The organism is Pseudomonas sp. URMO17WK12:I12 (assembly GCF_000514395.1).
GTDB classification, from domain to species: Bacteria; Pseudomonadota; Gammaproteobacteria; order Pseudomonadales; family Pseudomonadaceae; genus Aquipseudomonas; species Aquipseudomonas mucoides.
The window spans coordinates 219131-233307 of record NZ_AZVV01000013.1 but is presented as its reverse complement, the minus strand read 5'-3'; the positions used below and the strand labels follow the sequence as shown (position 1 = coordinate 233307).

Here is a 14177-nt window from a genome sequence, read left to right as displayed (position 1 = left end):
CGAACGGGGTATAGCGGCGACGAAACAGGGTGCGGCGGAGTGATCCTTCTGACTGCGCACGGTATGGCTGTTTTTTATGGGTATTAGCCCCTGACTTCCCGGTTAAAGGTGTTTTCGATCATGACTAAACAGTTCGATATCCCGGCTTCACAAACCTTTGAGCACCCAGGGCCAAACCCGACAGCGCCCAACAAAAAAACGCTTAAAGAAACCGTACGGCCCCTGTTGATGGTGGGTGTCCCGGCGCTCTTCGCCGCGATCGGATACGCCCACTATGTTGCTGGCGAGCCTTACATCTCGACCGATAACGCCTACGCCCGAGTGGCCAAGGCCTCGATCAATGCGCGCACCTCGGGGCAGGTCATCGAGATCGCAGTCGAAGACAACCAGCCCGTTCGCAAGGGCCAGGTGTTGTTCCGCATCGACCCCAAACCCTTGCAGATCGCCGTTGACCGCGCACAAGCCCAGTTGAGCGTCGCGCGGTTGCGCATCGATGGGCTCAAAGCCAGTTACCGCCAGCAACAGGCTGAACTGCAATCGGCCAAAGAGTCGGCCGACTTTGACCAAAAGGAATTTGGCCGCAAGAAGGCACTGGTCGCGTCCGAGTTCGTGTCGAAGTCGATTTATGAGCGCGCCGACACCGACGTGAAAGTGTCACGACAACGTATTGCCTCCATCGAACAACAGATCGCCAGCACCGTGGTCGCGTTGAATGGCAATCCGAACATCGAGGCCGACAGCCACCCGGCCGTCCGCGAGGCCAAGGCGCAACTGGATGAAGCCCAGCTCTACCTCTCGTACGCCACGGTGTATGCGCCGGACGACGGCATCGTCGCCAAGGTCGATGATTTGCAGGTGGGTAATTTCGTCAACAACGGCGCGCCAGCCTTTGCGCTGCTGTCCGATCGCCAGGTGTGGGTGGAAGCCAACTTCCGCGAAACGGAGGTGACGCATATGCGTCCGGGTCAGGCGGCGACCATTCATCTCGACACCTACCCGGATCACGAATTCAAGGCCCACGTGATCAGCATGAGCCCCGGTGCCGGTTCGGACTTCGCCTTGCTGCCGCCGGAAAATGCCACCGGCAATTGGGTCAAGGTGGTGCAGCGGGTGCCGGTGCGACTCGAACTCGACGAGCTCGACCCGCAGATGCCGCTCTATTCGGGGATCAGTGCCACGGTCAAGGTCGATACCGGGCACCGCACGCCATGGTGGCAACCGCTCAAGGCGCTGTTGACCGCAGGAGCTTCCTGATGAACACCACTCCCGCGGGTTCATTAAGGTTGGCCGCATTGCTCGCGACGTATATGCAATCGGCGAACCTGCCTCTGCCCAATGCCGTGCTCAGACATATTCAAGGCAGTATGTCGATGACCGACGACCAGGCGGGGTGGATTTTCACCTCGTACCTTGCAGCGAGCGCGATCACCATGCCGGTCGCGCAATGGCTGGCCGGGCGTTATGGCTTGAAACGGGTGTACCAAACCGCGCTGGCCGTGTTCGTCCTGGGCTTGTTGCTCGCCACCCTGGCTTCGACGCCGCTGGAGTTTATCGGCGCGCGGATTTTCCAGGGCCTGGCGAGTGGCGTGCTGGCGCCGTTGTCGATGGCGATTGCCCTGGAAACATTGCCACTGGAGAAACGCGCGAAGTTCGGCGCGACGTGGACCGCCATCGTGCTGTTGGGCATCGTCAGCGGCCCGAGCATCGGCGGCTGGGTCGCCGAACATTTTGGCTGGCGCCCGATCTTCTACATCAGCCTGCCGCTGTCGGCGTACATCTTCCTGGTGATCGCATTGTTGCTCGCCGAGAAGAAGGCCGAGAAACGCCCAACGTTCGATTTCTTCGGTTTCGGCACCTTCACGCTGGGGCTGATCAGCCTGCAAATGTTGCTCGATCGTGGGGAACGCCTGGACTGGTTTGCCTCGACCGAAATCTGGCTGGAAGCGATCGGCTGTGCACTCGGGCTCTACCTGTTCCTCGTGCATGTGTTGACCGCGAAGGTGCATTTTCTCAACAAGCGTTTGTTCAGCGACCGCAACTTCGTGTTGTCGACGGTGATCTTTTTTGCGGTGGGTTTCGTGCTGCTGTCGACCATGGCGCTGACGTCGCCGATGCTCGATGAAATCCTCGGCTATCCGCCGGACACCACCGGTTCGCTGACCATCCCGCGGGGCATGGGCCTGGTCGGGGCGTTTCTGTTGATGGGGCGTGTTCCGGAGCGTTTCGACCGTCGACTGTTCGTGGCGGCGGGCGTGGCCATCGTGGTGTATGCCAACTGGCTGATGCTCGGTTATTCGCCGCTGATGGACGGGTGGCCGGTGGCGCTGGCCGGGGCGATTCAGGGCATCGGCATCGGCCTGTTGATGCCCTCGCTGACCAAGGTTGCGTTCAGCACGCTCGACCCGACGCTGCGCCCGGAAGGCACCGGTCTGTTCAATCTGTCGCGTGTGTACGGCAGCACCCTCGGTGTGGCAATCGTGCAGTTGTATTTCTACAACAACACCCACGCGATGCACATGGCGCTGGCCAGCAACCTGACGCCGTATGGCGCGGCGGCGCATTCGGCGGCGACGTCCCTGCAAGCCATGGCGGGGCTCAACGAAATGATCACCGGCCAGGCGGCGTTTATCGGCGTGGTCGGCCAATTCAAGATTTTGATGTTCGCGATGCTGGTGGTGAGCCCACTGGTGATCTTTCTTCGCAAGCCTGTTGCGACCAACTAGTTTTCGTGGAGTTTGCCTCATGAAATCCAATGCGCGTTTCATCAACAGACAACTGATCAACACCACGTTCGGCGCGGTCGCGGTGCTGGTGTTCCTGACCGCTTGCACGGTTGGCCCCGATTATCAAATGCCTGCGCCGAGTCCGTCGCAACACTACGATCAACAGGCCGAGCAGCGTCTTGGCCAGCGCATCGATTTGGGCAAGAAGGTCAACGGCGACTGGTGGACAGCGTTTCGTTCGCCCAAGCTCGACGGCGTTGTGCGCCGGGCCATCGAAGGCAATCTGGAACTCGTCGCGGCCGATGCCACCATTCGCCAGGCGGCATCTTCCGTCGCGGCGGCGCAAGGGGTGCTGTATCCGCAGGTCGATTTTGCTGCCCAGGCCGGTCGTCAGCGTACGCACAACGGACCGCAGCCCGTGGTTTCCAACTTTTATGCCATCGGGCCTCGGGTCGGTTTCGACCTGGATGTGTTCGGCGGCAACAAGCGCCAGGTTGAACAACAGCAAGCATTGACGGCGTTTCAGCAACATCGCTACGAAGCGGCGTACCTGACCTTGACGGGCAATGTCGCCAGCCAGGCGTTGTTGATGGCCTCGGCGAATGCGCAGATCCAGGCCGTGGAAAAACTGCTGGCCAATGACAGCAAAAACCTTGAATTGGTGCGCATGGCCCATGCCAACGGCAGCACCACGCAGATCGATGTGTCGCTGGCCGAAACCCGGCTCGCCCAGGACCGCACGCTATTGCCGCCTCTGGCTCAGCAACGTGATTCGGCCCGGCATGCGCTGTCGATCCTGACCGGCAAAGGCCCGGCCGACTGGATCGCGCCGGACTTCGACCTGAGTGAATTTGCCTTGCCGGCCAACGTGCCTGTCAGTCTGCCTTCGGAAATGGCCCACACCCGGCCGGACGTTTTGCAAGCTGAAGCGCAACTGCACATGGCCAGCGCCGCCGTCGGTGTCGCGACTGCCAACCTCTATCCCCACGTGGAGCTGTCCGCGTTTCTCGCACAGTCGGCGTCCGGTAATGGTGGCGCCGCGCTCTGGGGCTTCGCCGCCGAGGTGGCGGGGCCGATCTTCAATGGTGGAACCCTCAAGGCTGAACGCCAGGCGGCGGTCGATGGTTACAACGCATCGCTCGCTGACTACCAGCAGACCGTCATCCAATCGTTCGGTCAGGTCGCCGACACGCTGCAAGCCATCAACCATCACGCCGAAGAAAACCTCGCCCAGGAAGATGCATTGCGCGCCGCCGACAGCAGTTTTCGCTTGAACCAGCAAGCGTACGCCCAAGGCGAGAACAGCATTCTCCAGGTGCTGGAGGCCGAGCGCGCCTATGAGCAAGCGTTGTTGGGACAGATCAGGGTGAAGACCGCGCAGTACCTCGACACCGTCCAGCTGTTTGTCGCCCTGGGTGGCAATTCGGTTGGCGTGTTTGAGCAGCGAGTCGCCAGTCGCGAAGAATCCAAACGTTCATATCAGTAAAGGCTGCGGCCTCAGAGAGTGGAGTAACGACATGACCTACGAAGCCTTTCACGACGAACTTCGCGAGACAAAATTTGCACTGAACCACGGCTCGGCCGAGATGCCAGCCGTGGGCTTTGGCACCTTGTTCCGCGACCTCAGCGTCACCACCCAAGCGGTCACCCATGCGCTGGAAACCGGTTTCCGTCATTTCGACTGCGCCGAGCGTTATCGCAATGAAGAAGCAGTGGGCGTGGCGTTCAAGGCCTTCATCGACTCGGGCAAGGCCCGGCGCGAAGACCTGTTCATCACCACCAAACTGTGGAACACCAACCATCGTCCCGAGCGCGTGTTGCCGGCGTTCGAGGCCAGTTGCCGGCGCCTTCAAGTGGATTACGTTGACTGCTACCTGATCCACACGCCGTTCGCCTTTCAACCCGGTGATGACCAGGAACCCCGAGACCCGTTCGGCCACATGATCTATGACTCGGGCGTGACCTTGATCGAGACGTGGCGGGCGTTGGAACAGCTCGTGGATGAAGGGCGCTGCAAGTCCATCGGCTTGTCGGACATCACCCTTGAGGCGTTGAAGGCGATTGTCGAAGTCGCGCGGATAAAACCTGCCGTGGTGCAGGTGGAATCCCACCCGTATCTGCCGGAATGGGAGCTGCTGGAGTTCTGCAAACTGCACGGCATCATCGTCCTCGCGTTTGCGCCGCTCGGTCATGGCATGCAGCCTGCGGTGCTGGAAGATCCGGTGCTGACCGGCATCGCCAAACACCTGCGCAGAACCCCGGCTCAAGTCGCCTTGGCCTGGTCGGTGCAGCGCGGTGTGGCGTTTCTGACCACGTCTGCGACACTGAGCCATATTCAGGAAAACTTTGACATTACCACGCTGCCGCACCGGGCCATGCTTGAGATCAAGGAGGACATCACGACGCGGGTGCGCTTCAACTCGGTGGTGGAAACCGGTATTCCGGGCTTTATCCCGGGCAAAAGGTAACCCATGCTAGCGCGGCGGCCTGATCTCGGGCCGCCGCTTTTTTTTGACTGGTCAATTGTGCGCCGAGGCAAAACCGATGGATGTTTTCCAAACCATGCGTTGTTTCATCGCCGTGGCCCAGAGCGGCAGCTTCACGGCCGCAGCGGCGATGCTGGACACCTCGACCACTAACGTGTCCAAAGCGGTTTCCAGCCTGGAGGCGCGGCTGCAAACACGCCTGATCAATCGCACGACCCGGCGTCTGGCCCTGACCGAGGCGGGCCTGCGCTATTTGCAACGCTGCGAGAAGATTATCGAGGAGATGCGCGAAGCCGATGAAGAAGCGGGGACGGCGCAAACCAGGCCCGTGGGTCGGCTGAAAATTCATGCGATGTCCGCCGTGGGCAATCACTACGTGATCAACGCCATCGCTCGCTACAGAGAGACGCACCCTTCGGTGATGTTTGATTTGACCCTGACCAATCGGCTGCCGGACTTGCTGGAAGAAGGCTATGACATGTCGATTGTGTTGGCGCGGGACTTACCCGATTCAGGCTTTGTCGCGCAGCGGCTGGGCATTACCTACAGCATTCTTTGCGCTTCGCCCGCGTACTTGAAGAAACGCGGAATTCCCCACGCACCGGTTGCACTGGGCGCACATGATTGCCTGCGGATTGTGAATACTGTGATGCCGGCGGAGAACTGGGTATTCGAAGGGCCCGAAGGCGTGGAGACGGTGAGCACACCGATGTCGCCGTTTCACGTCAACACCGCCGACGCGATGACAGTGGCGATCAGCAACGGAATGGGCATCGGCATTCAACCGATTGCGTCTGCCGTGGAAGGTTTGAAAGCGGGGACCTTGGTGCGGGTGTTGCCTGAGTATCGTTTCGAAGAACTGAATGTGTTCGCCATCTATCCGTCACGCAAATTCGTCGATGCGAAAATCAAGACCTGGGTGGATTTTCTCAAGGATTACATTCCGGTCCTGTTGGCCTCCGATGAGAAAATCGTCGGTTCAAGCAAAAACAGGTAAACGCCGGTGCCGCCGGTATGGAGTGTCGACCCTCCATCGTCTGCACGGTATTCAACCGTTGGAACAGCCAGTGCCCATGACTTGGTATTGCAGGACGTGCTGTTGACCGCGGGAGTCTTCGTAGGTCATTTGCGCCGGTACCGGGCCACACTCATCGCCGACGTCTGACACGCTGATGACGCGTTTGATGTCGAGGTGGGTGTCGTAGGTGTAAGTTTCAACCGGGCTGTTGGCCGTTGCGGTCTTTGCAGAACTATCGTCAGCGAAGGCGGGGGCGCCGAGACTGGCCAGTGTCAGCAGAAGCGCGAATTTCGAAAGTTTCATGGCGTTCACCGTATCGTTTGAGGAGGGTTGGTTTTCTACCTTGTGAGCGGTTGGTAAATGCTCACCGGGCAGGAACGATGCTAGGGGTTTGCCCCGGCCTCAAACAGCGGTCGGAAGGACAAACACTGTTGCCGTTTTGCGCATGAATGCAGGGCTTGTGGACGCCATCGCTGGCCTTGTGGCATGGTCGAAAAAAATGCCAGGCAGCCAACAGGATCAAGATGATGGAGGAGGGGAGTGAGGTCGGCGGCACACCGTCGATGGCGACGCTGAAGGCATTCAATCAGTGCGTGTTGCACCTCGGGCGACTGGCTCGGGAGCGCGGCGCCTCGCAATTCATCGAAGACGGGCTGCAAGCCTTTCGCTCATTGGTGCCGTTCGCGTCGGCGTGGTGGGGCGAGATGTCCACGTCGGATGCCCATGTGGCGCCGAAAAGCTGGATGCACGGGCGCATCGACCTGCCCGAGTCGTTTGCCGCCGAATGGCACAAGAGCGCAGGCAGCGACCGGTTCTCCCATGACACCTTGAGTCAACCCGGCGCAGTGGTGCGTGACAGTGGCTACACCGATCCCCATGTAGAGGTCGACGCGTTCGCTCGCCGTCATGACCTCTACCATGTGATCTGCATCACCTTCGAGTTGCCCGAAAGCGGTTTGATGTTTTTTGTCTGCCTGTATCGCGGCGAACACGCGCCGGGGTTCAACGACAGCGAGGCCGCATTGTTTTCGGCCTTCTGCGATCACCTGTTGCAGCTGTGGCGCTTCCAGGTGCAGGACATGATCCGCATCGACACCGGTAACGGTGCCAGCGACTTTGGCGTAGCGCGCATGGACGGCACGCTGCTGTACGTCGGCGCCAGCCTGTGTGCGGCGATCCAGCGCGAGGTGCCGGGGTGGAGCGGTTCGATGCTGCCGGCGCAAGTGATCGCGCAACTGCCAAAAGCGCCGAGCGTCATGCGTCTGGGCCGTTGTGCGCTGACCCTCAGCCCGAATGGCAAGCACGTCATTCTGTCCCTCGAAACGCAGTCACGCGGCGTGGTGCTGGCGCCACGGGAGCGGACGGCGGCGATGCTGTTCGCGGCCGGTCACTCGTATAAAGAGATCGCCAAGATCCTGGGCTTGAGCCCTGCGACGGTGCGCACTTATCTGCGCAACTGCTATTTGCAGCTCGGCGTGAAAAGCAAAGTCGAGCTGGGCGCTGTCTTGTCTGCACAGGCAACCCGCCGCGAAGCCCTCTGAATCACCGCCCCCTCCTCATTTGTGGAGGTCCATCCAACGCCCGCGCACGCTAGGGTATGCCTTGCATATCAGGGGCTTGCGCGCAGGCTGTTCGGGCCTCTTCCAAAACTATAAAAACAGAGGTGAGGCAGTTGAAATTCTCCAGGCTTTTTGTCGCCATTGCGGCAACCACGGCATTTTCCGGTCTGGCGCTGGTGGGGTGCCAGACCCAGGGTTCGACCCCGGCAGACATGGTCATGCGCAACGGCTATGTCTACACCGTCGATGGCCAGAACTCGGTGCAGCAGGCAATTGCCGTCACGGGCGGGAAGATCGTCTACGTCGGCAACGATGAAGGGGCGGCGTCGTACATCGGCAAACAAACGCAATTGATCGATCTGGCGGGGCGCATGCTGATGCCGGGCTTCATCGATGCGCACATGCACCCCGGTGACGGCGGCCGCGCCATGACGTTATGCGACCTGAAATACCAGACCATGACCCGCAAGGAATTCCAGACCACCATTCAGGCGTGCCTGGATGCCGACAAGGGCAAGGGGCCTGATGTCTGGCTCGAAGTCGGCAGCTGGGACCGGATGGGCATGGACGGCCTCGACGGCGACCCGGACAAATCGACGCTGGACGCCCTCAAGACCGACCGGCCGATTCAGGTGCGCTCCACCGATTTCCACACCGTGCTGACCAACTCGCGCGGCCTGGCCGTCGCCGGCATCAGCAAAAACACCGCCAACCCCGGGGATGGCAAGTACGTGCGCGACAGTGCCGGCAACCTCACCGGCATCTGCGAAGACGGCGCGGCCGACGCGATGGCCGCCGTGGTGCCGCCGGCCACCGACGCGGAAAAACTCAACCAGACCCGCGCGGCGCTCGACGCCATGCGCCAGCAAGGCATCACCAGTTTCTTCGATGCCTTGTCGGGGCCGGAGAACGGCAAAGCCTTCACCACCTTGCAGCAGTCGGGTGAACTGACCGCCCGGGCCTTGCTGGCGATCAAACTGGACCCGGCCGCCGCTGCAGCCGACCCGGCGAAAACCATCGCCGAGGCCAAGGCAATGGCCGCGACCTACGATCAGGGCGAAGCCAAAGTCGCGCCCGGCGTGAGCATGCGTCACGTCAAATTGTTCATGGATGGCATCATCAATGCCCCGGCGGACACCGGTGCGATGTTGACGCCGTACCTGCGCAACGCCGGCACCGAGAAGGCACCAAAATGGGCGCCGGGTAAAAACGTCGGTGAGCTGTATTTCCCGCCGCAAGTGCTCAAGCCGCTGCTGTTGCAAGCGGTGCAGGCCGGCCTCGATCCGCACCTGCACGCCACCGGCGACCGCGCCGTGCGTGACTCACTCGACGGCATCGAATACGTGCGCCAACAATTGCCCGGCAATGGCTTTCGCCCGACCGTCACCCACAACGAGTCCGTGGACCCCGCCGACTATGGGCGCTTCAAGGCCCTCGACGTGACCGCCAACATGTCCTTCCAGTGGGCGCAGCAGGCACCGTCCACCGTTGACGGCACCAGCGATCACCTCGGGCCTACTCGATTTTCGCGTATGGAGCCTTCGGGCAGCATCGCCCGTGCGGGTGGTCGCGTGGCCTATGGCAGCGACTGGCCGGTTGATCCGCTCGATGAGTTCCTGGCACTGAAAGTCGGTGTCACCCGTTCCGGTGATCCGACCAATCCGCACAGCTATGGCCCCCAATACGCGGGTCGCCTGAATGCCGACCCTGCGTTGTCCCGTGCCGAAGTGCTGCGCACCATCACCGTCAACGCCGCCGAGCAACTGAAGCTGGAGAACGTCGTCGGTTCGGTCGAGGTGGGCAAGTTTGCGGACCTGATCGTGCTGGATAAAAACTTCATGCAGGTGCCCGAGGATGAGTTGGCCCGCAACAGCGTGTTGATGACCGTGGTGGGGGGCAAGATCGTGTGGGCCAAGGCGCCGTTCGTAGGCCAAGTGGCCATGACCGAACAACAAAAATAACCCACGCCTACTAATGCCGATCAGCTAAACAATTTCAGCTTCAACACAATTCTGTAGCAGCTGGCTGAACTGTTCGGCATGGTTTCTACCTTTGAAGAGAATAAAAATAATGACTCAGCTCCACGATAATCAGCAACGAAGTCCCCTGATTGAGACCCGCTCGATCGATTTCATCCCCGAGGCCGAGCGTCATGGCAGCCTCTACAGCCAGTTCACCCTGTGGCTCGGCGCCAACCTGCAAATCACCGCAATCGTCACCGGGGCGCTGGCCGTGGTGTTGGGCGGGGATGTGTTCTGGTCATTGATCGGCTTGCTGATCGGCCAGTTGCTCGGCGGTGCGGTCGTTGCCTTGCACGCGGCCCAGGGCCCGAAACTGGGTCTGCCGCAGATGATCTCCAGCCGTGTGCAGTTCGGGGTCTACGGCGCGGCGATCCCGATTGTGCTGGTGTGCCTGATGTACCTCGGTTTCAGCGCCACCGGCGCGGTGTTGTCGGGGCAGGCGATTGCCCAGTTGATCAGCGTCAGCGACAGCACCGGCATCCTGATTTTCGCCGCGTGCATCACGTTCCTGACGATCTTCGGCTATCGGGTGATTCACTTGGTGGGGCGTGTGGCCAGCGTGCTCGGCATCATCGCCTTCGCGTACCTGTTTACCCGCTTGATGACCCTCAACGACATCGGCCTGCTCCTGGAAAACCGCCACTTTGGCTGGAGCACTTTCCTGTTGGCAGTGTCGCTGTCGGCGTCCTGGCAGATTGCGTTTGGCCCGTACGTGGCCGACTACTCGCGTTACCTGCCGAGCAAAACGTCGTCCTGGAAAACGTTCACCGCCGTTGGCCTCGGGACCGTGCTCGGCGCCCAGGCATCCATGGTGCTGGGGGTGTTTGCCGCCGCACTGGCCGGTGCCAACTTTCGCGGTCACGAAGTGGCGACCATCGTCGGCCTGGGCAGTACCGGGGTGATGGCGTCGCTGCTGTACCTGAGCGTGGTGTTCGGCAAAGTCACCGTGTCCACTCTTAACGCCTATGGCAGCTTCATGTGCGTGGCCACCATCATCAGCGGTTTCCGCAGTCGCCTGGAAATCACCGGCCGCCAGCGCATGCTGTTTGTGCTGCTGATCGTCGCGGCATCGACCACGCTCGCGTTGGTCGGCCAGTACTCGTTCCTCAACTCCTTCAAGTACTTCATCCTGTTTTTGCTGACGTTCTTCACCCCGTGGAGCGCGATCAATCTGGTGGACTACTACTTCATCAACAAGGAGCGCTATGACATCCCGGCCTTGTCCGACCCGGCCGGGCGTTACGGTCGCTGGAACGTGTTGGGGATCAGCGTGTATGTCAGCGGCGTGTTGATCCAGCTGCCGTTTGTCGACACGCATTTCTACTCCGGGCCGATGGTTTCGCAACTGGGCGGCGTGGATATTTCCTGGATCGTCGGGCTGGTGGTGCCGGGTGTTCTTTACTACCTGCTGGCCAGGAAATCGGCGGTGGTTGTGCCAGCGGTACGAAGCACGAAGGCCTGACCGACAGGGGCGACAGTGCAGGGATCGTCATTGCACTGTCGCGGGCACTTGGTGAAGCACCTGTGCTGATTTCGTCACTCCCTCCGTGCAAACCCATCAAGCCCTGTCGCCTCGAATAGACCACCCTGACCGGTCTGTTCAAGGAGATGACCATGATCCGACTGACCCTGATCGAAGCCCACGCGTTGGCCGAATCGATCCTGTTGCACAACGGTTTTAACCTGGCCCATGCGCGTGCGGTGGCGACGACGGTGACGGCCGGCGAGCGCGATGGCTGTGCCTCCCACGGTTTGTACCGGGTTCTGGGGTGCGTCAACTCCCTGCGCGCCGGCAAAGTCTCGGCCACGGCTGAACCCGAAGTGATCAACCAGGCGCCCTCGATTGTGCGGGTGGATGCCGGTGGCGGTTTTTCGCAGTTGGCGTTTCAGGCAGGTTTGCCGTTGCTGACGGAGAAAACCCGAGCCAACGGGATTGCGGCGTTGGCGATCAATCACTGTGTGCATTTCTCGGCGCTGTGGGTGGAGATCGAGCAATTGACTGCTGCCGGACTGGTGGCGCTGGCGTGTAATCCAAGTCATGCCTGGGTGGCACCGGCCGGTGGGCGCTTGCCGGTGTTCGGCACCAACCCCATTGCCTTCGGCTGGCCCCGTCAGGGACAGGATCCGTTCGTGTTCGACTTCGCCACCAGCGCCATCGCCCGTGGCGACATTGAACTGCATCGTCGTGCCGGCAAAGCGATTCCCGAGGGCTGGGGCGTGGACGCGCAGGGGCAACCGAGCACCGATGCCAACGTCGTCCTCGACAGCGGCGCGATGCTGACATTCGGCGGGCACAAGGGCTCGGCGCTGGCGGCCATGGTGGAGCTGATTGCCGGGCCGTTGATCGGCGACCTGACCAGTGCCGAATCCCTGGCCTACGATGCGGGCAGCAAATCGTCGCCGTACCATGGGGAACTGATCATTGCCCTGGACCCACGACGCTTTTTGGGGGATTCGACAGAGGTGCATCTGGCCAGGGCTGAAGCGTTGTTCCAGGGTATCGAAGGGCAGGGCGCACGTTTGCCATCTCAACGCCGATACGAAGCGCGGGCGCGTAGCCTGGTGGAGGGCGTGCAGATTCCCGAGGCGTTGTATAACGACCTCATGGCATTGCTGGCTTGATTCAAAAACTGTGGGAGCGAGCTTGCTCGCGATGGCGGCGGCACAGTCAACATCTCTGATGACTGACACTGCGCTATCGCGAGCAGGCTCACTCCTACAAGGTTTTGGGTGTTTTCAGATCGGGTTTCGGTGGGTGTTGCCGTCGATTAGCCGCGCGATGCCCAGTGGGTTGGCGTTTTTCAGTGGGGCGGGCAGCAGCGCGTCCGGGCAGTTCTGGTAGCACACCGGGCGCAGGAAACGTTCGATGGCCAGGCTGCCGACCGAGGTGCCACGGGCATCCGAGGTGGCCGGGTAGGGGCCGCCATGCACCATCGCATCACACACTTCGACGCCGGTGGGGTAGCCATTGAACAGCACCCGGCCGACCTTTTGTTCCAGCAGCGCCAGCAACTCTGCATGTTCATGCAAGTCCTGGGGTTCGCCAATCAGGGTGGCGGTGAGTTGACCGTGCAAGCTGTTCAGCGCTTGGCGCAGTTCGGCCTTGTCGGCCACTTCGACGAGGAGGGTGGTCGGGCCGAACACTTCTTCCTGTAGCAACGGATCACCTTCAAGCAACAGACTCACGTCGGCCTTGAACAGATGCGTGCGCGCCTGATTGCCGTGTTGTTCATGGTCGGTCAGGTGGGTCACGCCTGGGTGATTAATCAAGGCCTGCACACCTTTTTCGTAGCTGCGCAGGGTGCCGGCGTTGAGCATGGTTTGCGCCGGTTGTTCAGCCAGCCGCGCAGTCAGGGTCTCAGTGAAGGCGCTGAATTGCACGGAGCGCATACCGATGACCAATCCCGGATTGGTACAGAACTGGCCGCAGCCGAGCACCACAGAGGCGGCCAGTTCATTGGCGATGTTCTCGCCGCGAACATCAAGGGCTTCGGGCAACACCACGACCGGATTGATGCTGCTCATTTCCGCAAACACCGGAATAGGCTGTGGACGTGCGGCGGCCATGTCACACAACGCCCGGCCACCGTTGAGCGAACCGGTGAACCCGACGGCCTGGATCGCCGGATGCTTGACCAGCGCTTCACCCACGCCCGCGCCGTAGATCATATTGAACACACCCTGGGGCATGCCGGTCTGTTCGGCGGCGCGGATGATTGCATCGGCCACTTGTTCGGCCGTAGCCATGTGTCCGCTGTGGGCCTTGAACACCACCGGGCAACCGGCGGCCAGGGCCGCTGCGGTATCGCCGCCAGCGGTGGAGAACGCCAACGGAAAGTTGCTCGCACCAAACACTGCCACGGGGCCGACGCCAATCTTGTACTGACGCAGGTCGCTACGGGGAAGCGGTTGACGGTCGGGCAAGGCGCGGTCGATGCGTGCGCCGTAAAAATCACCGCGTCGCAGGACTTGGGCGAACAGGCGCATCTGGCCGCTGGTGCGCGCGCGTTCCCCCTGTATCCGTGCGCCAGGCAGTGCGGTTTCGTGGGTGACCAGGGCGACGAATTCATCATCCAGCGCATCCAGTTGTGCGGCGATGGCTTCGAGAAAATCCGCACGGCGTGCCGCTGGCATCGTGCGAAAGACCGGGAATGCAGCGGCAGCGGCCTCAGCGGCGGCGTGCACTTCGCCTTCGGTGGCTTGCACGAAAGCGTAGGGCAGCGCCTCGCCGGTGCTGGCGTCATGGCTGTGTAACGTGAGGCTGCCGGCAGCACTGCGTGTGCCGCCAATGTAGTTGTGGCCGAGGATCTGGGGCATGAAAACTCCTGTCAGGCAAAAGGTAATACATCCCCTGTGGGCGCGGGCAAGCC

11 protein-coding genes are annotated in these 14177 nt (G+C 61.2%); 9 read left to right on the top strand and 2 right to left on the bottom strand.

Annotated elements, in window-relative coordinates:
* Positions 1-120: 120 nt before the first annotated feature.
* The 5 genes from D882_RS0119620 (at position 121) to D882_RS0119600 (ending at position 6206) form a co-directional block, all read left to right on the top strand.
* A complete protein-coding gene (locus tag D882_RS0119620; protein WP_027924805.1) occupies positions 121-1254 on the top strand; it encodes an HlyD family secretion protein in 1134 nt (377 codons plus the stop codon).
* Entirely contained in the window at positions 1254-2723 is a 1470-nt protein-coding gene (locus D882_RS0119615) for a DHA2 family efflux MFS transporter permease subunit (protein WP_027924804.1), read from the top strand. Before D882_RS0119620 ends, D882_RS0119615 begins: the two co-directional genes overlap by 1 nt.
* Positions 2724-2742: 19 nt before the next feature.
* Positions 2743-4209 carry an efflux transporter outer membrane subunit gene (locus tag D882_RS0119610; protein ID WP_027924803.1) on the top strand — a complete coding sequence of 489 codons (1467 nt, stop codon included), beginning with the start codon at positions 2743-2745 and terminating at the stop codon, positions 4207-4209.
* Between the two features lie 31 nt (positions 4210-4240).
* Complete coding sequence (locus tag D882_RS0119605) at positions 4241-5191, top strand: aldo/keto reductase (RefSeq protein ID WP_027924802.1); 951 nt, start codon at positions 4241-4243, stop codon at positions 5189-5191.
* A gap of 76 nt (positions 5192-5267) precedes the next feature.
* The gene (locus D882_RS0119600; protein WP_027924801.1) at positions 5268-6206 is read left to right on the top strand and encodes a LysR family transcriptional regulator; all 939 of its coding nucleotides are present in this window, start codon (positions 5268-5270) and stop codon (positions 6204-6206) included.
* A 51-nt stretch (positions 6207-6257) separates the two neighbouring features.
* Here D882_RS0119600 and D882_RS0119595 read toward each other — a convergent pair whose 3' ends face one another.
* Complete coding sequence (locus D882_RS0119595) at positions 6258-6530, bottom strand: DUF2790 domain-containing protein (protein ID WP_027924800.1); 273 nt, start codon at positions 6528-6530, stop codon at positions 6258-6260.
* A 224-nt stretch (positions 6531-6754) separates the two neighbouring features.
* On the opposite strand from D882_RS0119595, the gene D882_RS0119590 reads away from it, so the two are divergent.
* The 4 genes from D882_RS0119590 (at position 6755) to D882_RS0119575 (ending at position 12429) form a co-directional block, all read left to right on the top strand.
* The gene (locus tag D882_RS0119590) at positions 6755-7768 is read left to right on the top strand and encodes a helix-turn-helix transcriptional regulator (protein WP_027924799.1); all 1014 of its coding nucleotides are present in this window, start codon (positions 6755-6757) and stop codon (positions 7766-7768) included.
* 131 nt (positions 7769-7899) lie between these two features.
* Positions 7900-9747, top strand: coding sequence for an amidohydrolase (locus tag D882_RS0119585; protein WP_027924798.1), 1848 nt, complete (start codon positions 7900-7902; stop codon positions 9745-9747).
* Positions 9748-9856: 109 nt separating this feature from the next.
* Positions 9857-11269 (top strand): cytosine permease, encoded by a 1413-nt coding sequence (locus tag D882_RS0119580; protein WP_027924797.1) that lies wholly within the window; start codon positions 9857-9859, stop codon positions 11267-11269.
* Positions 11270-11421: 152 nt separating this feature from the next.
* A complete protein-coding gene (locus tag D882_RS0119575) occupies positions 11422-12429 on the top strand; it encodes an Ldh family oxidoreductase (protein WP_027924796.1) in 1008 nt (335 codons plus the stop codon).
* Between the two features lie 114 nt (positions 12430-12543).
* Here the strand turns inward: D882_RS0119575 and D882_RS0119570 are convergent, their stop codons facing one another.
* Positions 12544-14124, bottom strand: a complete 1581-nt coding sequence (locus tag D882_RS0119570) for an aldehyde dehydrogenase (NADP(+)) (RefSeq protein WP_027924795.1) — start codon at positions 14122-14124, stop codon at positions 12544-12546.
* Positions 14125-14177 lie beyond the last annotated feature (53 nt).

Bases quoted from the DNA above. Each gene is read 5' to 3' on its own strand.
- D882_RS0119575 (WP_027924796.1), top strand. From the start codon at position 11,422: ATGATCCGACTGACCCTGATCGAAGCCCACGCGTTGGCCGAATCGATC.
- D882_RS0119610 (WP_027924803.1), top strand. From the start codon at position 2,743: ATGAAATCCAATGCGCGTTTCATCAACAGACAACTGATCAACACCACG.
- D882_RS0119590 (WP_027924799.1), top strand. From the start codon at position 6,755: ATGGAGGAGGGGAGTGAGGTCGGCGGCACACCGTCGATGGCGACGCTG.
- D882_RS0119570 (WP_027924795.1), bottom strand. From the start codon at position 14,124: ATGCCCCAGATCCTCGGCCACAACTACATTGGCGGCACACGCAGTGCT.
- D882_RS0119580 (WP_027924797.1), top strand. From the start codon at position 9,857: ATGACTCAGCTCCACGATAATCAGCAACGAAGTCCCCTGATTGAGACC.
- D882_RS0119595 (WP_027924800.1), bottom strand. From the start codon at position 6,530: ATGAAACTTTCGAAATTCGCGCTTCTGCTGACACTGGCCAGTCTCGGC.
- D882_RS0119615 (WP_027924804.1), top strand. From the start codon at position 1,254: ATGAACACCACTCCCGCGGGTTCATTAAGGTTGGCCGCATTGCTCGCG.
- D882_RS0119600 (WP_027924801.1), top strand. From the start codon at position 5,268: ATGGATGTTTTCCAAACCATGCGTTGTTTCATCGCCGTGGCCCAGAGC.
- D882_RS0119605 (WP_027924802.1), top strand. From the start codon at position 4,241: ATGACCTACGAAGCCTTTCACGACGAACTTCGCGAGACAAAATTTGCA.
- D882_RS0119620 (WP_027924805.1), top strand. From the start codon at position 121: ATGACTAAACAGTTCGATATCCCGGCTTCACAAACCTTTGAGCACCCA.